The sequence below is a fragment of the Aeromonas sp. s6 genome (genome assembly GCF_040907815.1).
Lineage (GTDB): Bacteria > Pseudomonadota > Gammaproteobacteria > Enterobacterales > Aeromonadaceae > Aeromonas > Aeromonas caviae.
Genome location: NZ_JBFOCN010000034.1, coordinates 1 through 18,249 on the forward strand (window position 1 = coordinate 1; position 18,249 = coordinate 18,249).

Below are 18,249 nucleotides of genomic sequence, written 5' to 3' on the forward strand. Positions count from 1 at the left end.
AGTGGGAGAGATCTCACTAAAAACTGGGGATAACGCCTTAAATGGCGAAGAAACGGTCTAAATAGGCTGATTCAAGGCATTTACGGGAGAAAAAACGGCTCAAACATGAAGAAATGAAATGACTGAGTCAGCCGAGAAGAATTTCCCCGCTTATTCGCACCTTCCTTAGATCACGTGTAATAACGAAATAATTCCTCATGAGATGGCTTGGAGGCATTCACAATAATTAAAATATTTGCCTTTCGGGATATTAAAATTAGAGAGTAAAGGGAAATGGATAATAAAATCAACAGCAGTGCTGCATTATGGAACGCAGCGAATGAAAAATTGACAGAGAAGATGCACTCACAAGATATTGGTCATCTCATACGTGAGCTGAAGCGAGTTCACATGAAAAGTGATGAGCTTTATGTGTATTGTAGTGATAGTGACAAGGCTCTTATTGAGCGAGTGTTAGTCGATTATCCGTTCACGTCGCATTTCAATGTGACGGACATGACCCAGCTAAAAGGCAAAACCCTTGTGCATTACAAGAGTGGTGACCTTCCCGATGAACTGGCCGCAATGCTGGTGTTGGCCACCAAATATGGCGCCTACGTTGAACCGCTGGTCAGTTATCTGGACCGACGTTTTGGACGTACAGAAGTGGAGTTGTTGCACAGCGGCTACTTCCTGCACATGAAATCTTTCTCCATCCTCTCCCGTCCATCCAATCGCATTGTCAAGCGTGCGTTGGATCTGGTCTCTGCCATTGCGCTCAGTCTGGTTGCCATCCCCATCGGTCTGCTGGCCGCACTGGCTATCAAATTGGAATCACCTGGTCCCATCTTTTATCGTCAAGCCCGGGTTGGCCAGTTCAACCAGGAATTCGACGTCATCAAGTTTCGCTCTATGCGAAATGATGCAGAAAAAAATGGAGCCCAATGGGCTAGTAAAAACGACGCTCGTGTTACTCGTGTAGGCCGCTTTATTCGCAAGACTCGTATTGATGAATTGCCGCAACTGATCAACGTCTTTAAAAGTGAAATGTCATTGGTTGGTCCGAGACCAGAAAGGGAAGTGTTTATCAAAGAGTTAGAAACGGTCATTCCATATTATCGTTTTCGCCATGCGGTCAAGCCCGGAATTACCGGCCTGGCCCAGGTCAAATACCCCTACGGAGCATCTATCGAAGATGCAGTGTGGAAGCATAAATACGATATCTTCTATATCAAGCATCAAAGCCTGATGTTGGATATAAAGATCTTGCTACTGACGGTCAAGACTGTGTTGTTTGGGATGGGGCGATGATAAAGTCATGTTAGTTATAGCTAGTGTAGTTACTTATTTTTAAAAGTATATTTGTGTTTTTAGCTGGTTTGGCTTCATGATTTTCTTATTTGGGAATATTTCTCGCATTTGGTAACATATACATGGATATCAAAAGATATATCTGCCTATAAGAGGCTCGTGTCATGTATATTCATGATTGTAATTGTTTGTTGTTCACGAACTGCTCAGCGGATAATGATGTTCTCTTACATGATCTTTCGATTAGTTGAGATTAAAGCCAGCCTTTCACATTCATTCAGTATATTAAACCCGTGTCATATTTTTGCTGACGAATCGCTTATTTTTTTAATGGTGTCTTCAATATGAATAGTAAGGTTTTGAATTTAATTGGTAGGTGTGATTGTTTATTTTCAGCGGATATCGGCAGGAATGAGAAACAACTGTCTAAACTAGTGAGTAAAGCCCGTTTTCTTGTTCTAGGGGGCGCCGGTTCTATTGGCCAGGCGGTAACCAAAGAGATCTTCAAGAGAAATCCACGTAAATTGCATGTGGTCGATATCAGCGAGAACAACATGGTCGAGCTGGTGCGCGATATCCGCAGCTCGTTCGGGTATATCGATGGTGATTTCCAGACGTTCGCCCTGGATATCGGCTCCATTGAATATGACGCCTTTATCAAAGCTGACGGCGCCTATGATTACGTGCTCAATCTTTCTGCGCTCAAACATGTACGCAGCGAGAAAGATCCTTTCACGTTGATGCGCATGATCGATGTCAACGTCTTCAACACGGACAAAACCATTCAGCACTCCATTGACATGGGAGTGAAAAAGTATTTCTGTGTTTCGACGGACAAGGCGGCCAATCCGGTCAACATGATGGGGGCGTCCAAGCGCATCATGGAGATGTTCCTGATGCGCCGCAGCGAACAGATTGCCATTTCAACCGCGCGCTTTGCCAACGTGGCCTTCTCCGATGGCTCCTTGCTGCATGGCTTCAACCAGCGCTTGCAAAAGCGTCAGCCCATCGTCGCCCCCAACGACATCAAACGCTACTTCGTGACTCCCCAGGAGTCCGGTGAGCTGTGCCTGATGTCCTGCATCTTCGGTGAGAACAGGGATATCTTCTTCCCCAAGCTCAGCGAATCCCTGCACCTGATTACCTTCGCCGAAATCGCCGTGAAGTATCTGGAGCAGCATGGTTACAAGCCGCATCTGTGCAAGGACGAGGATGAAGCCAGAGCCTTGATGGCGAGCCTGCCCGAGCAGGGGATGTGGCCCTGCCTGTTTACCGAGAGTGATACCACGGGTGAAAAAGACTTCGAAGAGTTCTTCACGGACAAGGAAGTGCTGGATATGGCCCGGTTCGAGAACCTGGGCATCATCAAAAATGAACCCTCATATCAGAATGATCTGCTCAACCATTTCGAGCAGACCATTGCAGCTATGAAAACAAAACGCGCCTGGGACAAGAAAGAGATCGTCGAGTTGTTCTTCGCCATGATCCCGGATTTTGGTCACAAAGAAACGGGCAAATATCTCGACGGCAAGATGTAAGGAATCGGTATGCATACTCAATTGATACGTTTTATTCGTGATACCTACAAAACCGATGACTTCATCCCTCTTCACGCCCCGACCTTTGCCGGCAATGAACGTCAATATGTGCTCGATACCCTCGAAAGCACCTTCGTTTCCAGTGTCGGTGCCTATGTTGAGCAGTTCGAGCAGCAAATAGCCACCTTTACCGGTTCAGCCCGTGCCGTTGCCACCATGAATGGCACGGCGGCGCTGCATATCGCGCTCTATATGGCAGGTGTGCAGGCAGGGGATCTGGTGATCACCCAGCCCCTGACCTTTGTGGCGACCTGCAATGCCTTGTATCACATGGGCGCAGAACCCGTGTTTGTCGATGTATCACGCCAGAGCCTGGGTCTGTGTCCCGTTGCCCTGGCCAACTGGCTGGAAGAGCATGCGTCTCGCACCGAGACAGGTGCCATCCACAAGGCAAGCGGACGCCGCCTCAAAGCCGTCGTGCCCATGCACACCTTTGGTCATCCGGTTGAACTCGATGAGCTTCAGACCGTGTGCGAAGCCTGGGGGATCGCCCTGGTGGAAGATGCTGCCGAGAGCCTGGGTTCCTACTACAAAGGCAAACACACGGGGACGCTGAGTGCGTTTTCCGCCCTGAGCTTCAATGGCAACAAGATCATCACCACGGGTGGTGGTGGCATGGTGCTCTGCCAGGATGCCGAACAGGGGGCGCGCACCAAGCACATTACCACCACCGCCAAGGTACCCCATCCGTTCGAGTTCTATCATGATGAACCCGGTTTTAACTACCGGATGCCTAATCTGAATGCGGCCCTCGGATGTGCCCAGATGGAAGCCCTGCCGCAATTCCTGGCGCAAAAGCGGGCGCTTGCCATGCACTATGCCGAGTTCTTCAAGGGACAGGCATGCCAGTTTGTGACCGAGCCTTCTTATGGACGCTCCAACTACTGGCTCAATGCGATTGTCTGTGAAGATCAGACCCAGCGGGATACGTTGCTGACCGAGCTGAACAAGGCTGGTGTCATGACCCGGCCTGTATGGAAGCTGATGCATCGCCTGCCCATGTTCTCTCATGCCTTGCGTGGGGAGCTTAACAATGCCGAATGGTTGGAAGCCCATCTGATCAACCTGCCCAGCTCGCCTGTCGAGGTCTGAACATGGCCAACACCATTGCCGTCTTTACCGGTACTCGCGCCGAATACGGGCTGCTCTATTGGTTGATGAAAGACATTGCCGCGGATCCCGACCTGGAGCTCAAGCTGATCGTCTCGGGTACGCACTTGTCCCCCGAGTTCGGCCTGACCTATCAGCAGATAGAGCAGGATGGCTTCAAGATCGATGAGCGCATCGAGATGCTGCTCTCCTCCGATACCTCTGTGGGGGTGGTCAAAAGCATGGGCGTGGCCTTGCTCGGGCTGGCAGATGCATTGGCCCGCTTGCAACCGGATGTGCTGGTGATCCTGGGGGATCGCTTTGAAGCGCTGGCGGCAGCCCAGGCGGCCATGTTGCAGCGCATACCGGTAGCACACCTCCATGGTGGCGAGATCACCGAGGGGGCTTATGACGACGCCATTCGCCATGCCATTACCAAGTTGAGCTACCTGCACTTCACGGCCGCCGAGCCTTATCGACAGCGTGTCATTCAGTTGGGGGAGGCGCCTGAACGGGTGTTCAACGTGGGCGCCGTCGGTCTGGACCACATCATCAAGACACCGCTGCTGTCCATGGACGAGCTGCAATCCTCTCTTGGGTTTACGTTGGACTCACCGTTCTTCGTGGTGACCTATCACCCCGTGACTCTGGCCGATGAACCGGCCAGGGAGAGTTTCAGTGCCTTGCTGGCGGCGTTGGATAACTATCCCGACCATCAGGTTATCCTGACGTACCCGAATGCAGATGACGGTGGTCGAGCCATCATTCCACTGCTTGAGCAGTATGCGACTGCCAATCCTGCACGCGTGCTGGCCATCCCGTCTTTGGGTTACAGACGTTACCTGAGCGCGGTGAAACACTGTGCCGCCGTGATCGGCAACTCGTCGAGCGGCATCATCGAAGTGCCTTCTCTGGGTGTCCCGACCATCAATATCGGCCAACGCCAACAAGGGCGCCTGGCGGCGAAGAGTGTGCTTCATTGCGACGCGAAGGCAGAGGCCATTACGCAATGCATTGCCAAGGCCTTGCAGCCTATGGGCCCGGATGCTTATGTCAATCCCTATGGTGCAGGGGACGCCAGCGGCCAAATCGTGACACGCCTGAAGCATTTTGCCATCCCCACCATCAAACAGTTCCATGATCTCGACAGGAGTCCGTCGCCATGATCCGCATCATCGCCGAAGCAGGCGTCAACCATAATGGCGACGAAGCACTCGCCGTGGCATTGATCGATGCTGCCCACCGGGCAGGCGTCGATGTCGTCAAGTTTCAGACCTTCAAGGCAGCCAATCTGGTGACCCGCCAGGCCAAGCAGGCTGCTTATCAAACCGCCAACACCGGCAAGGAAGAGAGCCAGTTTGCCATGCTCTCCCGCCTTGAGCTTTCGTTCGATGCCCATCTTCGTCTGATCGCCCATTGCGAGTCTCTCGGTATCGCGTTTCTGTCTACCGCCTTCGATACCGAGAGCCTGGACTTTCTGGTGAACCGGTTGAAGTTGCAGACCCTCAAGATCCCGTCCGGGGAACTGACCAATGCGCCTTTCGTACTGGCCCATGCTCGCACCGGTTGCGAGTTGATCGTCTCGACCGGTATGGCCACGTTGGCAGAAGTGGAGGCGGCCCTGGGGGTGATAGCCTTCGGATTGACCGCGCCGCAGGATGCGCAGCCCGGTGAGGCCGCCTTCATGGCTGCCTATGCCAGCGAGGCTGGTCAGGCCGCTTTGGCCAACAAGGTGACCCTGCTGCATTGCACGACCGAGTATCCGGCGCCCATGGTGGATATCAACCTCAAAGCCATGGATACCCTGTCGCACGCCTTCCGGTTGCCGGTCGGTTATTCGGATCACAGCCAGGGCATCACCATCCCGGTGGCGGCAGTCGCCCGTGGAGCCTGCCTCATCGAGAAGCACTTCACGCTGGACCGCAACATGGAAGGGCCTGATCACAAGGCTTCTCTTGAACCCGATGAACTGGCCGCCATGGTGAAAGGGATCCGCGATGTGGAACTGGCACTGGGAGACGGCATCAAAGGGCCTCGCCCGAGCGAGATCAAGAACAAGGAGATCGCACGCAAGAGCCTGGTCGCTGCCTGCGACATTGAGGAGGGCGCCATCCTCTGTGCCGACAACCTCGCCATCAAGCGCCCAGGCGATGGAATGAGCCCCTATGCCTACTGGCAGCTCCTGGGGCAACCGGCCAAACGTGCCTATCAGGCGGGTGAGCCTATCCGTGAATAAACCGGTCATCGTCCTCGGGGCAGGGGGGCACGCCTCGGTGCTGGTCGACATGCTGCGCAGCCAGGGAGTGGTTCCCATCGCGCTGGTTGCGCCCGCTGCAGGTACAGCGCGCGCCGCGCTGGCTGATATTCCCCTCTGGCATGACGAGGAAATACTGACCCACCATCCGGATGAGGTGGTGTTGGTCAATGGCATCGGCTCTCTGCCGGGCAACCCGTTGCGGGCCGAGCTGTTTGCCCGTTATCGCGCCCTCGGCTACCGTTTTGCCGGGCTCGTCAGCACTAAGGCCATGGTCTCTGATTACGCCGTGCTGGAAGAGGGTGTCCAGGTCATGGCGGGGGCCATCATTCAGGCCGGCACCCGGATTGGAGCCAACAGCATCATCAATACCGGAGCCATCGTGGATCACGACTGCCACCTGGGGAGTGACAATCACGTTGCACCGGGCGCCGTGTTATCCGGCGGTGTGGTGACGGGTGAGAGAGTACATATCGGCACGGGAGCCGCCGTGATCCAGGGCATATCGATTGGCGCTGATGCCGTGGTGGGGGCAGGTGCTACGCTGACGCGCCCTCTTGGAGAAAAGCAGATTGCATACGTTGCCCGGGGCAGCGTGATGCCTATCAAGCAGTAAAGGATGGATTGGATGAGCAAAAATTGGGAAAAAGTGGTGCTGTCACCCGAACGTTCGGTGCGTGATGCCCTGGCCGTGATCAATGCGGAGGCGCTGCGGGTCTGTCTGGTCGTGGATGAAGAGCAGCATCTGCTGGGGGTGGTCACTGACGGTGATATCCGTCGTGCCATCCTGAACAATGTGGCCCTGACGCAAAGCGTCACGGCGGTGATGAACACCACCCCCATCACCGTCTCTGTCAAGATGGCCCGTACACAATTATTGGATCTCATGCGTGAGCGCAGCATTCTTTCCCTGCCGGTGGTCGATGAGGCCGGCAAGCTGATCGGACTGGAAACCTGGGAGCAGGCGGCACAAACACCGAGCTACGACAACCCCGTCTTCATCATGGCGGGTGGGTTTGGCACCCGGCTGCGCCCGCTCACCGACAACTGCCCCAAACCCATGCTCAAGGTGGGCGACAAACCCATTCTGGAGACCCTGCTCAGCCAGTTTCTCAAGGCGGGTTTCAAAAATATCTACATCTCCACCCACTATATGCCCGAGCAGATCACCGATTACTTTGGCGATGGTTCAGCCTGGGGTGCCAATATTCGCTACGTGCATGAAGAGATGCCGTTAGGCACAGGCGGCGCGCTGGGGCTTCTGCCTGCCGACATCCCCGCCTTGCCGCTTATCATGATCAATGGCGACGTACTGACCACGGTGGACTTCAATCGTCTGCTTGATTTCCATAACAAATACCAGCCTGTAGCGACCATGTGTGTTCGTGAATATGACTATCAGATCCCCTATGGGGTGATCAGCGGAGATGGGCACCGCATCCTCGAAATGCAGGAAAAACCCATCCAGCGCTATTTTGTCAATGCGGGGATTTATGTGGTCAGCCCGAAGTTATTCATGAATGTGCCAAGGCAAGAGCGTATCGATATGCCAACCCTGCTTGAACAGCAAATAGCCAAGCAGGAAGAGGTATTGATGTTCCCGATCCACGAATACTGGCTCGATATCGGCCGTATGGATGATTTCCACAAGGCTCAGCTCGATATCAAGGGGTTGGTATAATGGCCCTCAATATTGCGATTATTCCGGCGCGAGGCGGGAGCAAGCGTCTCCCTAATAAAAATATTTTGCCCTTGGCGGGCAAGCCTCTTATCGTCTGGACGATCGAGGCTGCATTGGATAGCCAGCTATTCGACATGGTATTGGTTAGCACCGACTCTCAGGCCATTGCCGATGTATCAATGAGTGCCGGCGCAATGGTTCCTTTTTTGAGACCAGCCGAGTTGGCCAGCGATACTGCGACGACCAATGATGTTGTCAGTCATATGGTTGAATGGGTTGAAGCGGAATATGGCCTTGTTACTAAAGTGACCCTTTTGCAAGCCACTTCGCCGTTGCGTAATACTGACCATATCAAAGAGGCCATGGCGTTATATGATGAGAAAGATGCATCTGCAGTTATTTCTGTATGCGAAATGGACCATCCTATCCAATATTGTAATCGCCTTCCTAGTGATCTCAGCATGGATGGTTTTATACCAGCAGCAGCAAATAAGCGAAGTCAGGATTTAGAGCCTTATTATCGTTTAAATGGTGCCATTTATATTTTTGCTCGCCACTTTGTTGGCGCTCTATCAGAAATTTATTCGGACGGAGCATTTGCTTATGTAATGGATAAAAACAGTTCGGTTGATATTGACGATGAGTTTGATTTCAAAATGGCTGAGTTTATTAAATCTTATTTTAAGTATTAAATTAATCTTTTTTCGTCAATAATCTCTCTTTCTGAAAATGAAAGATGGTTTTTATTTTATAAATTGAGTTTGACATGGGATTATTAAAACGCTCCAGCATCTATTTATTATCAAACATACTTAATGCATTAGTCCCATTTCTGCTGTTGCCGGTATTGACTCGCTATCTCACCCCTGATGAATACGGTCAGATAGCCATGTTTCAGACACTGATCACGGGGCTGGCCGCACTGACAGGGCTAAACGCAGTAGGGGCTGCTAACCGCAAATTCTATGACAAGCACGATGCTTCTGCCCTGGCCCTGTTCAATGGTACCTGCCTGCATATCCTGCTGCTCAGTTCACTGACCCTCGGGGTTGTCTGCTTCTTTTTGTCGGCAGAGCTCAGTCAATGGCTGAATATACCCACCTCATGGGTGTATTTTGCGCTTGTTATTTCCAGTGCCAATTTCATTATTCAGTTCAGATTGGGACAGTGGCAAATCAGAGAACGGGCCGTTTCTTTCGGCGTCATGCAAGTCAGCCAAAGTGTCCTTGTACTGATATTGTCGTTGGCGTTGATTATCGGGTATCAGCAGGGCCCCACCGGGCGTGTTGATGCGCTGATGGCAACCAGTGTCGTCTATGCCGGATTAGGGCTGCTGTTGCTCTATCGGGATCGCTTGCTGGTTTTATTACCCCTGAAGAAGGCATTTTTCAAAGAGGCGCTTTCTTTTGGGGTTCCTCTGGTACCACATGTGGTTGGGATATTCTTGTTGAGCTCGATAGACAGGTTCTTTATCAACCGCCAGTTGGGGGTGGCAGAGGCAGGTATCTATATGCTTGGCGTGCAGCTCAGTCTTGGGATGGCTGTCGTATTCGATGCTATCAACAAGGCGCTGGTGCCCTGGCTTTTCAGAACCCTGTCGGACAATAACCCTTATCAGTTGCAACGACTGGTCAAGTTCACTTATCTGTTCTTTGTCATTGTTTCCGGTCTGGGGGCCCTTTCATTCATCGTCGGCCCCTGGGTGGTCACATGGGTCGCAGGCGCCGAGTATCAAAGGGCAACGACGGTCATCGGCTGGCTATGCCTTGGGCAAGCCTTTGGCGGGATGTATCTGATGGTGGCCAATTATATCTTCTATGCCAAGAGAACCGGTGCCTTGTCTGCCGTCACCATCTCCACCGGATTGTTGAACATTGCGCTGCTTGTCTACCTGATCGAGCATATGGGCATAGTGGGTGTTGCAATGGCTTTCGCTATCTCGATGTGCATTCGATTTTTTGCCACATGGTGGCTGGCATCACGGGTCAGTGCTGTTTCCTGGCGTATCACCTATAAAAAATAATATTGCAATAAACTCAGCGGATCTCCAACAATGAATCTTTTTGTCTGTTACACGCATCTCCAGTTGGTTATTGCATCACGCATTATTGCACACCGGAATCTTCTTCCTGACGATGTGGAACTATTTTATATCAGTAAAATAGATAATGATGTCACAAAAAACACACTGCAGGACATGAGAGAAATTTGCGGTAAAGTGACGTTTATTCATATGAAGTTGAAATATCCGCTCTACTTCCCGGCTATTTTCAGACATTTCTTTAAGCGACGCTATGATGCTGTATTTGTTGCATCCATCGACAATATATTAATTCATTTTATTCTATCGAGAGTTAGCTTCAATCATCTATTTACATTTGATGATGGTTCGGCAAATATCATTCCTGGCAGTATCTACTATCAATCACAAAAAGTGGGCGTGATAGGAAAGGTTTGTAGAACAGTATTGATGATACAGTTCGATATGGAATCAATAAAAAAATCCAGTCAATGTCATTATACAATTTACGGTAGCCATAAAAACATCATACCTAGAACAATGAGCATTAATATGTTCTCTTCGGGGGATAAGGATTTTGCTGAGGCTGAAGCCAACACAAAGATAAGTGCTTGTAATGTTATACTCGGTTCTGTCTATTCCGATATTTTTATTTCCGGTGTTGATATAAAGGGTAGTCTGGATAAATGTTGGCAGGTGGTGAAGGATACTGATAGAGAGACTTTTTATTTACCACACCCAAGAGAAATAAAATATTCTCCACCATCATATCTGAAAGTAATAAAAGCTAGATTTATTGCAGAAAGAGAAGTTTCTGAGTTATTAAAGAAATATCAGTATGTACATGTCTATGGTTTTTTGAGTTCTTGTCAAATAAACCTTATTGGGAATGAAAACATAATTAACCATATCTTTTATTTAAAAAACTTGTCACCAATTTTTAAAGAGGCTATCTCTGGTAGTATTATCTTAAAGAACATGGATGTTATTCATGTCGACTAAGGAAGGTGCGAATAAGTCATATGGCACGAGAGCATTTACTGGTAACCCATTGATATTAAATGACTAAAATTTTCATTTTTTGTTCGTGGGATACTTGTTCGCACTTTCCCTAAGTTTTCTGGTTGCGAATTTAAACATGTCATTTAAGTATGGTTGCAATATTGTTAGATATATAGACAATTTATGAGAGTTAGCATGACGCTAAGTTTATTAATTCTTCCATTAGCACTCTTCTTATCCAGTCTGGATACTTATTTTAGAGAACGAGGGTTATTATCTTTATTGTTATTGGTGATTCTTGTGATTGCCAATAGAAAATCTATGCTCAATAAACGGTACATCCCCATTGTGTGCGTATGCACAACAGTTTTTGCAGTCTATACAGTGTTGGCATTTTTAATACCATCAATCTATCTTGAAATTAATGCTGACAAAGCCAATTTTTTCTTGAAAATATTTGATAGATTATCTGTTTTAGCTCTTATAATTATTGCCGCAATTGCGTACAACAGAGATAGCTTGATTAAGAACCCAGGGCGGGATCATGAATGTTTTTTAACCAAAAAATGGGTTTGACCTCACGATCTGACTATGATCTTATGTGCTCTTTTCTGGAGCCATGTGATGTCAGTCAATGCCCTCTTTACCCGGTTTTTCAGTGAAATCCACGATAATCGCCAGCCCGCAAAAATCTCTTATCCCTTTTACGATGTCCTGTTTCTGACCGTTTGCGCTGTGATTGGTGGCGCTCAGGGGTGGGAGGACATCGAAGACTTTGGCGAGGTCCATCTGGCATGGCTTCAGGATAAAGGACTGTTTCTAAATGGTATTCCTGTGCATGACACCATCGCCAGGATCATCTCCCGCATCCAGCCCGAGCAGTTCCAGGCAGCATTCATTCGTTGGACCCAGGCCATCCAGCAGCAGATGGACGGGGCATTGATCGCTGTTGATGGCAAGACCCTGCGTCGCTCCTATCAACCCGGAGATCGTTCATCGACCATCCACATGGTCAGCGCCTACGCCGCCGCCAACAAACTGGTGCTCGGTCAGGTGAAAACCGCTGAAAAATCCAACGAAATCACCGCCATTCCCGAATTGTTGGCACTGCTCGACATCCGTCAATGCCTGGTTTCCATCGATGCCATGGGCTGCCAGACTGCCATTGCCACGTCTATCCGGCAGCAGGGTGGGGATTACCTGTTGGCCGTCAAGGGTAATCAGCCCAAGCTGCTTGAGGCCGTGAAACAAGCGCTCGCTCCTGCCATGGCCACCCCGCTGTCAGCGCAGACGGTGGCGGTAGAGCAGGCTCATGGGCGCGTTGACGGTCGTGAATATCATGTCATCCCGGCCGGGGAACTGGCGGCCCGGTTTGCCGATTGGGACGGGTTGCAGAGTTTGGGTGTAGCCATCTCTTATCGTATTGAAAAAAATCAAAAAATAGCTATAGAGCAACGTTATTTTATCAGCTCAAAGGTGCTTGACCGAGATGAGTTTGCCCGTGCCGTGCGCGGTCATTGGGCCATCGAAAACGAGCTTCACTGGGTGTTGGATGTGACGATGGGAGAAGATGCGTGCCCCATCTATCGCGAAGACGCGGCGGAGAATCTGGCCTGTATCCGACACATGGCCGTGAACATGCTAAGGGCCGAGACATCACGCAAGGCGAGCATCAGGCGCAAGCAGAAAATAGCGGCAATGAGCAGTGATTACTTGGACACTGTACTCGCTGCCGGTTTGCAAAAGTTCTCTGAAATTTAACAGGGTGTTCACGCTCTCACCCTGGGGTGGCGAGCGCCGTGGTGGCAAACGAGGTCGGGGCGCGACAGGCAAGACGCCGTTTGTGGCGGCAGTGGCCCTGAACAAGGAAGGGCATCCAATCAAGATGCGGATGACGGTGGTCGATGGTTTCAAAACCAAGTCCATTGCTGATTGGGCAAAACGGCATGTTGCCAGTGGTAGCGCGGTGATATCAGATGGATTGGCCTGTTTCAAAGCGGTCAAGGAGGCCAATTGTGAACTCCTGGGTGTTGTCACCGGGGGCAACCTGGACTTTCTGGATCATCCGGCATTCAACTGGGTAAACACGATGATAGGGAATGTGAAGAACTCGCTGCGGGGCAGTTGCCATACGCTCGGAGCGAAGCATTTACCGAGGCACCTTGCAGAGTATTGCTTCCGGTTTAATCATCGTTTTGACCTCAAGAGCATGTTGGTTGAATTGGGGCATGCCGTCGTGGCAAGCCCGCCGATGCCATATCGACTCTTGAAGCTGGCTGAGGGTCATGGGTAATCAGGAATGAATATGTCACGTTTTATTTGAGATGGCAGTACATACTTCCTTTATATGAAGGTAATTCAGAAATTATCTATTGATAGTTTTCATTTAGAGTGGAAATATTCATTAAATATACGAATATAAATATCTGAAAGTTTTAGATTGAAAGGAAATATAAGTGCGATTATTAATGGTTGTGCCATCTCTTAAAAAATCTGGTCCTATAAATGTTGCATTAAATTTGTGTGTATACATCAAACATGTAAATCCAGATGTAATGATCGATTTGCTTGCTTTTAATTCCGGTGAATTAAAGTCGGAATTTGAAGCATGCTGTGAACAAGTCTTTATCGTTAGACCATCTTTTAATTTAATTAAATTTCTAATGAAGGCTAAGTTATACGACATTGTTCATAGTCATTGCCTTTTGCCTGATTTTTTTAGTGCTTTTTTTGTTAAGAAAATCAAGAAAATATCAACCTTACATAATTATATAAATGTGGATTATGTATTTGATAAAGGTTATCTACAGGGTACCCTTATGTCATGGGTCCATAAGTTATCATTAAAAAAAATGGATCGCATAATTGCCTGTTCTGAGTCTGTATCAACATTTGTGTCCAGAGAATTTAATTTTGTAACTACATTTGTTAGGAATGGTGTCCTTGAGGGCCGTAGGGGGCAGGCAAAGATAAACGGACAAAAATATATAATGGTTGGTGTTTTTAATAAGAGAAAGAATCATGAGGTAGCAATACAAGGGTTTGTTGATGCAAGAAAGGAAAATTCAGAATTAATTATTCTTGGAGATGGACCTTATTTTGATGAAGTGAGGGGACGTTTTTATAAGGAAAAAAATGTAAAATTTATGGGAAATGTGGCGAATCCACGATTATATCTAGCTCAGAGCGATGTTTTTCTATCATCTTCATGTGCAGAAGGGCTGCCTATGGCCTTAATAGAAGCAATGTCAGAGTCTTTGACGTATATACTATCAGATATTGCTCCTCATCGTGAAATTAATAATATGGATATTTATTCAGGTTTTGTTGGAAGTAACGAACCGGAGTTTTTTAGGGATACTATATCTAGATTAAGTGATGATGATTTGATAAAGATGAAGACTTTATCAAAAATAGTGTATAGTGAAAACCTAACAGCAGAAAAAATGGCATTAGGTTACCTAAGAAATTACAAGGATATGATCTAGTGTTATTTTATACGTGCATTTTTATAATTTTTTCAATTTCTTCTCTTTTTATTAAAAGAGAACTTTATACGTATTTCACATTGCTGTTGTGTTTGTTTCTATTTATTTTTGCTGGAGCCAGAAAACTAGGTAGTTCACTTGATGATTTAAATTATTTTTACTCATTGTATTATAAAAGCGCCAATTTTGAATATCTATATACCCTAATTGAAAAATTTAATGCTTTTTTATTTGGGGGGAATATTATGGCTCAATTTTTAATTGTGTCATTTTTTTCATTGCTATTTCTTTTTGTCTCGTCTATTTATTATAAGAAAATAGCTCCTTGGTCTATTTTGATATACATGTCACATGTATTTCTGTATAGAGACATGATCCAAATCAGGGCCGCAGTTGCATATAATATCGTGTTATTATCTTTTGTCCTCATATCACACAGGGGGGCGATCTTAAGGCCTGCTTTTCTTTTCCTCACCGCGGCAGGTTTCCATATAAGTTCTTTGTTTGCATACGTTGCTTTTTTATTGAAGATAGAGTTTTTAACACTCAGACGATATGTTATTTTTTTAAGTATCACATTACCATTAGCCATTCTATTCGATATTTCTGTTTTGTTTGCCTTTATTATGCCTTACTTGCCAAGTGCGTTTAATGCACCTCTGAATGCATATATATTAGATGAAGGTGGATTTACTTATTCTATGGGGGTGTTAAATCCTACGACTATAAAAACAATTATTTTTTGTTTGGTATTTCTATATAACAAGGAAAGGTTGGCTGTTTTTTTTGGAAATGTGTTTTTTATAAATATATATGCGCTGTCTTCACTGATATTGATTGTTTTTAATGACTTTGCAGTATTCTCTAGCCGAATGGCATCAATGTTTTCCTCTGTTGAGATTTTTCTTGTGCCAGCTTTAATTTTTACGCTTCCTAAAAATGGAAAGCGAATGTATGCATTGTTCTTTACCATTGTATATAGTGTGATTTTTTCACTTAACATATTCCACAAATGTATGCTTTGTGAATATAAATTTGACCTGTTTTAATAATTGAATATCTTATATTTGAGTGGGTTTCTTATGGGCGCTAGGTTTTCTGTATTGTTATCACTTTACTGCAAAGAGTCTCCAGCTTATTTTACTCAAGCCATGAGAAGTATATGGCATGATCAAACAATGAAACCATCACAGGTTGTTTTGGTTAAGGATGGTCCATTAACTCATGAACTTGATGCAGAGGTTGAATATTGGATTTCTGAGTTAGGAGATGCAATTACTATCGTTGCCTTGTCTCATAATCAGGGATTGGCAGTAGCATTAAATCAAGGTCTACAGTATTGTAAATACGATTTAGTTGCGAGAATGGATACTGATGATATAGCAATGCCAGAACGATTTAAATTACAAGTCGAATTTATGAATTCTAATCATGATATTGCCGTTTCTAGTGGTTTTATAGAGGAGTGGAATTCAGATTTTAGTATGAAAATATCTAGTCGTTGGTTGCCACTTTCTCATGAGAGTATCACTAAGTTTGCTAAGATGCGCTCACCAATTAGCCATCCCGCATCTATATTTAGAAAGTCAGTGATTATTCAAGTCGGTGGTTATCCAGATGTTTATCCAGAAGATCATTTACTATGGATTCGTGTGCTTCAGTCAGGCTTTAAACTAGCTAACTTACCAAAACTGTTGTTGCGCATGCGTACTGGAGACGATTTTATTACGCGTCGAGGATTTAAGTTTCTTAAAGGTGAGTTGTTGACATACCATATAATGTATCGGTCGAATTTTCTTACTCTCAACCAGTTTTTTAAAGTTTCTATATTACGTTCACTGGTAAGGTTAGCACCTAATTTCTTAAAGGTTATACTGTACAAGCGAATGCGTTCTATATAAACGCAACTTTAATATATAAAGACTTTATCGTTTAATTAAAATTGTGTTTGCAAGTATTTTTTTGCTAATGTGGTTTGCTACAGGAGAGGCTTGTATATATTGCCATATAAAAAATATTTGTTGCACTTTTTTATGAACTATGTCTTAGTTCATGTTGATTTTAATAGTTTGTTACATTTATAGATCAGAGTACTTGGGAATAGAAAAATTACTCATTTAATTACTCAATTTCCGCTATCATACGGCGATTTTTCCGTTCAGTTCTTGATGGCAAGCTTAATAAGGTGTGGTAGTGAAAAGGATTCAGCTCTTTACTCTTTTGTCAACTGTGGTATTGCTCAGTGCCTGCACAGTGGTACCGGGCACCAATCTTTCCACCAGTGGCAAGACTCAGATTGCGACAGGTTCTGTTGATGTCGACCAGTTGGCTGATGTCTATCCGGTGACACCAGCGCTGTTAAGCTCCCTGCGCAAGGCCCCTGTGGTTGGCAAGGCCAACCCTGAACTCGATAGCCAGATCAATCGCTATGAATACCGGATCGGTGTGGGCGATATCCTCAATGTCACCGTGTGGGATCACCCTCAGTTGACCATCCCAGCCGGTTCCTACCGCAGTGCCAGCGAAGCGGGTAACTGGGTGCATGCCGATGGCACCATCTTCTACCCCTACATCGGCAAGGTGGCGGTGGTGGGCAAAACGGTCTCCGAGATCCGTGTCGATATCGCCAAACGCCTGGCCGAGTACATCGAGAGCCCGCAGGTGGATGTGAACGTCGCGGCGTTCCGCTCCCAGAAGGTCCATATCTCCGGCGAGGTGGCCAAACCGGGGGCACAGCCCATCACCAATGTGCCGATGACCCTGCTCGATGCTTTCAATTTGGCGGGGGGGTTGACCCAAGAGGCGGATTGGCACCATGTGGTGCTGACACGTCAGGGCAAGGAGTATCCGCTGTCGATGCAGGATCTGCTGCAGTACGGCGATCTCTCTCACAATCAGCTGATGCGTGATGGCGACATGCTCTATGTGCCGCGCAATGATGCCCAGAAAGTGTTTGTCATGGGGGAAGTCAACAAGGCATCAACCCTGACCATCGGCCGGGAGGGGATGAGCCTGACGGAAGCCCTGAGCAGTGCCGAGGGCTTGAACCAGAATGCTGCCAATGCCACAGGGATTTTCGTATTACGCCCAGCAGGCAAGTCACAGCAGAAAGCCGCCATCTATCAACTTGATTTGAGTGATGCCACTGCGCTGGTGATGGGGACGGAGTTTGCGTTGCAACCCTATGACGTTGTGTATGTGACTACCGCACCTGTGACGCGCTGGAATCGCGTGTTGAGTCAACTGGTTCCCTCCATCACTGGCTTTAACGAGTTGACGGAAGGCATGTTGCGGGTTCGCAACTGGTAACGCTCAATGGATATTGACTCGGGGCTGTTGGCATCGGGGTGAAGATGAAAGAGTGAGAGTAATATGTTTGAGAAAATTCTCGTCGTGTGTGTGGGCAATATATGTCGTTCCCCGACGGGTGAGCGTCTGCTGCGGGAGCGTTTGCCCGGCCGTGATATCCGCTCTGCCGGAGTGAGCGCCCTGGTCGACAAGCCGGCCGATCAGGTCGCTAGCGACGTAGCCCTGCAACATGGGGTTTCTCTGGAGGGGCATGTTGCGCGACAGCTTAACCGCGCGTTGTGCCAGGAGGCCGATCTCATCCTTGTCATGGAGAAAGGGCATATTTCCGCCGTGACCGCTATTGATCCTGGCGCCCGCGGCAAGACCATGCTCTTTGGCCACTGGCTGGGGGAGTGCGAGGTGCCAGATCCCTATCGCCTCAGCCGGGAAGCCTACGAGCACGTTTACCAGCTGCTGGTGCGTGGGGCCGATGCCTGGGTAAAAAAACTGTAACCACAGCCTGTGCCTGTGTTCGGGTT

17 protein-coding genes and 1 pseudogene are annotated in these 18,249 nt (G+C 47.8%); all 18 read left to right on the plus strand.

Features of this window, described 5'->3' with window-relative positions; all coding sequences use genetic code 11:
- Positions 1 to 273 precede the first annotated feature (273 nt).
- Complete coding sequence (locus AB5Y50_RS05195) at positions 274 to 1,290, plus strand: exopolysaccharide biosynthesis polyprenyl glycosylphosphotransferase (RefSeq protein ID WP_368162424.1); 1,017 nt, start codon at positions 274 to 276, stop codon at positions 1,288 to 1,290.
- 344 nt (positions 1,291 to 1,634) lie between these two features.
- Positions 1,635 to 2,828 (plus strand): UDP-N-acetylglucosamine 4,6-dehydratase, encoded by a 1,194-nt coding sequence (locus AB5Y50_RS05200; RefSeq protein WP_323580061.1) that lies wholly within the window; start codon positions 1,635 to 1,637, stop codon positions 2,826 to 2,828.
- 9 nt (positions 2,829 to 2,837) lie between these two features.
- On the plus strand, positions 2,838 to 3,980 hold the full coding sequence (locus tag AB5Y50_RS05205; RefSeq protein WP_323580060.1) for a LegC family aminotransferase: 1,143 nt from the start codon (positions 2,838 to 2,840) through the stop codon (positions 3,978 to 3,980).
- A 2-nt stretch (positions 3,981 to 3,982) separates the two neighbouring features.
- Positions 3,983 to 5,143 carry a UDP-N-acetylglucosamine 2-epimerase gene (neuC, locus tag AB5Y50_RS05210; protein WP_109422037.1) on the plus strand — a complete coding sequence of 387 codons (1,161 nt, stop codon included), beginning with the start codon at positions 3,983 to 3,985 and terminating at the stop codon, positions 5,141 to 5,143.
- Complete coding sequence (neuB, locus tag AB5Y50_RS05215; RefSeq protein WP_151027371.1) at positions 5,140 to 6,213, plus strand: N-acetylneuraminate synthase; 1,074 nt, start codon at positions 5,140 to 5,142, stop codon at positions 6,211 to 6,213. Before neuC ends, neuB begins: the two co-directional genes overlap by 4 nt.
- A complete protein-coding gene (locus AB5Y50_RS05220; protein WP_368162425.1) occupies positions 6,206 to 6,847 on the plus strand; it encodes an acetyltransferase in 642 nt (213 codons plus the stop codon). The genes neuB and AB5Y50_RS05220 overlap by 8 nt, the downstream gene beginning before the upstream one ends.
- A 12-nt stretch (positions 6,848 to 6,859) precedes the next feature.
- On the plus strand, positions 6,860 to 7,912 hold the full coding sequence (locus AB5Y50_RS05225) for a nucleotidyltransferase family protein (protein WP_368162426.1): 1,053 nt from the start codon (positions 6,860 to 6,862) through the stop codon (positions 7,910 to 7,912).
- Positions 7,912 to 8,604, plus strand: a complete 693-nt coding sequence (locus tag AB5Y50_RS05230) for a hypothetical protein (RefSeq protein ID WP_368162427.1) — start codon at positions 7,912 to 7,914, stop codon at positions 8,602 to 8,604. Before AB5Y50_RS05225 ends, AB5Y50_RS05230 begins: the two co-directional genes overlap by 1 nt.
- Before the next feature lie 74 nt (positions 8,605 to 8,678).
- A complete protein-coding gene (locus AB5Y50_RS05235) occupies positions 8,679 to 9,935 on the plus strand; it encodes a lipopolysaccharide biosynthesis protein (protein WP_368162428.1) in 1,257 nt (418 codons plus the stop codon).
- 30 nt (positions 9,936 to 9,965) lie between these two features.
- Positions 9,966 to 10,934, plus strand: coding sequence for a glycosyltransferase family 52 (locus AB5Y50_RS05240; RefSeq protein ID WP_368162429.1), 969 nt, complete (start codon positions 9,966 to 9,968; stop codon positions 10,932 to 10,934).
- A 195-nt stretch (positions 10,935 to 11,129) separates the two neighbouring features.
- A complete protein-coding gene (locus tag AB5Y50_RS05245) occupies positions 11,130 to 11,510 on the plus strand; it encodes a hypothetical protein (protein ID WP_368162430.1) in 381 nt (126 codons plus the stop codon).
- Between the two features lie 48 nt (positions 11,511 to 11,558).
- Positions 11,559 to 12,695, plus strand: a complete 1,137-nt coding sequence (locus AB5Y50_RS05250; protein WP_368162431.1) for an ISAs1 family transposase — start codon at positions 11,559 to 11,561, stop codon at positions 12,693 to 12,695.
- A gap of 22 nt (positions 12,696 to 12,717) precedes the next feature.
- A pseudogene (locus AB5Y50_RS05255) lies at positions 12,718 to 13,227 on the plus strand (IS1595 family transposase); the annotation flags it as partial.
- 163 nt (positions 13,228 to 13,390) lie between these two features.
- The gene (locus AB5Y50_RS05260) at positions 13,391 to 14,422 is read left to right on the plus strand and encodes a glycosyltransferase family 4 protein (protein ID WP_368162432.1); all 1,032 of its coding nucleotides are present in this window, start codon (positions 13,391 to 13,393) and stop codon (positions 14,420 to 14,422) included.
- Positions 14,422 to 15,471 carry an EpsG family protein gene (locus AB5Y50_RS05265; protein WP_368162433.1) on the plus strand — a complete coding sequence of 350 codons (1,050 nt, stop codon included), beginning with the start codon at positions 14,422 to 14,424 and terminating at the stop codon, positions 15,469 to 15,471. The genes AB5Y50_RS05260 and AB5Y50_RS05265 overlap by 1 nt, the downstream gene beginning before the upstream one ends.
- 33 nt (positions 15,472 to 15,504) lie before the next feature.
- Positions 15,505 to 16,323 carry a glycosyltransferase gene (locus AB5Y50_RS05270; RefSeq protein WP_368162434.1) on the plus strand — a complete coding sequence of 273 codons (819 nt, stop codon included), beginning with the start codon at positions 15,505 to 15,507 and terminating at the stop codon, positions 16,321 to 16,323.
- A 292-nt stretch (positions 16,324 to 16,615) separates the two neighbouring features.
- Positions 16,616 to 17,731: a polysaccharide export protein gene (locus AB5Y50_RS05275; RefSeq protein WP_368162435.1), complete on the plus strand. Its 1,116-nt coding sequence runs from the start codon at positions 16,616 to 16,618 to the stop codon at positions 17,729 to 17,731.
- Between the two features lie 63 nt (positions 17,732 to 17,794).
- Positions 17,795 to 18,223 carry a protein tyrosine phosphatase gene (locus tag AB5Y50_RS05280; protein WP_113725125.1) on the plus strand — a complete coding sequence of 143 codons (429 nt, stop codon included), beginning with the start codon at positions 17,795 to 17,797 and terminating at the stop codon, positions 18,221 to 18,223.
- Positions 18,224 to 18,249 lie beyond the last annotated feature (26 nt).

Coding starts and splice junctions, on each gene's coding strand:
- AB5Y50_RS05250 (WP_368162431.1), top strand. CDS start 11,559: ATGTCAGTCAATGCCCTCTTTACCCGGTTTTTCAGTGAAATCCACGAT.
- AB5Y50_RS05240 (WP_368162429.1), top strand. CDS start 9,966: ATGAATCTTTTTGTCTGTTACACGCATCTCCAGTTGGTTATTGCATCA.
- neuB (WP_151027371.1), top strand. CDS start 5,140: ATGATCCGCATCATCGCCGAAGCAGGCGTCAACCATAATGGCGACGAA.
- AB5Y50_RS05245 (WP_368162430.1), top strand. CDS start 11,130: ATGACGCTAAGTTTATTAATTCTTCCATTAGCACTCTTCTTATCCAGT.
- neuC (WP_109422037.1), top strand. CDS start 3,983: ATGGCCAACACCATTGCCGTCTTTACCGGTACTCGCGCCGAATACGGG.
- AB5Y50_RS05270 (WP_368162434.1), top strand. CDS start 15,505: ATGGGCGCTAGGTTTTCTGTATTGTTATCACTTTACTGCAAAGAGTCT.
- AB5Y50_RS05200 (WP_323580061.1), top strand. CDS start 1,635: ATGAATAGTAAGGTTTTGAATTTAATTGGTAGGTGTGATTGTTTATTT.
- AB5Y50_RS05225 (WP_368162426.1), top strand. CDS start 6,860: ATGAGCAAAAATTGGGAAAAAGTGGTGCTGTCACCCGAACGTTCGGTG.
- AB5Y50_RS05205 (WP_323580060.1), top strand. CDS start 2,838: ATGCATACTCAATTGATACGTTTTATTCGTGATACCTACAAAACCGAT.
- AB5Y50_RS05280 (WP_113725125.1), top strand. CDS start 17,795: ATGTTTGAGAAAATTCTCGTCGTGTGTGTGGGCAATATATGTCGTTCC.
- AB5Y50_RS05195 (WP_368162424.1), top strand. CDS start 274: ATGGATAATAAAATCAACAGCAGTGCTGCATTATGGAACGCAGCGAAT.
- AB5Y50_RS05230 (WP_368162427.1), top strand. CDS start 7,912: ATGGCCCTCAATATTGCGATTATTCCGGCGCGAGGCGGGAGCAAGCGT.
- AB5Y50_RS05235 (WP_368162428.1), top strand. CDS start 8,679: ATGGGATTATTAAAACGCTCCAGCATCTATTTATTATCAAACATACTT.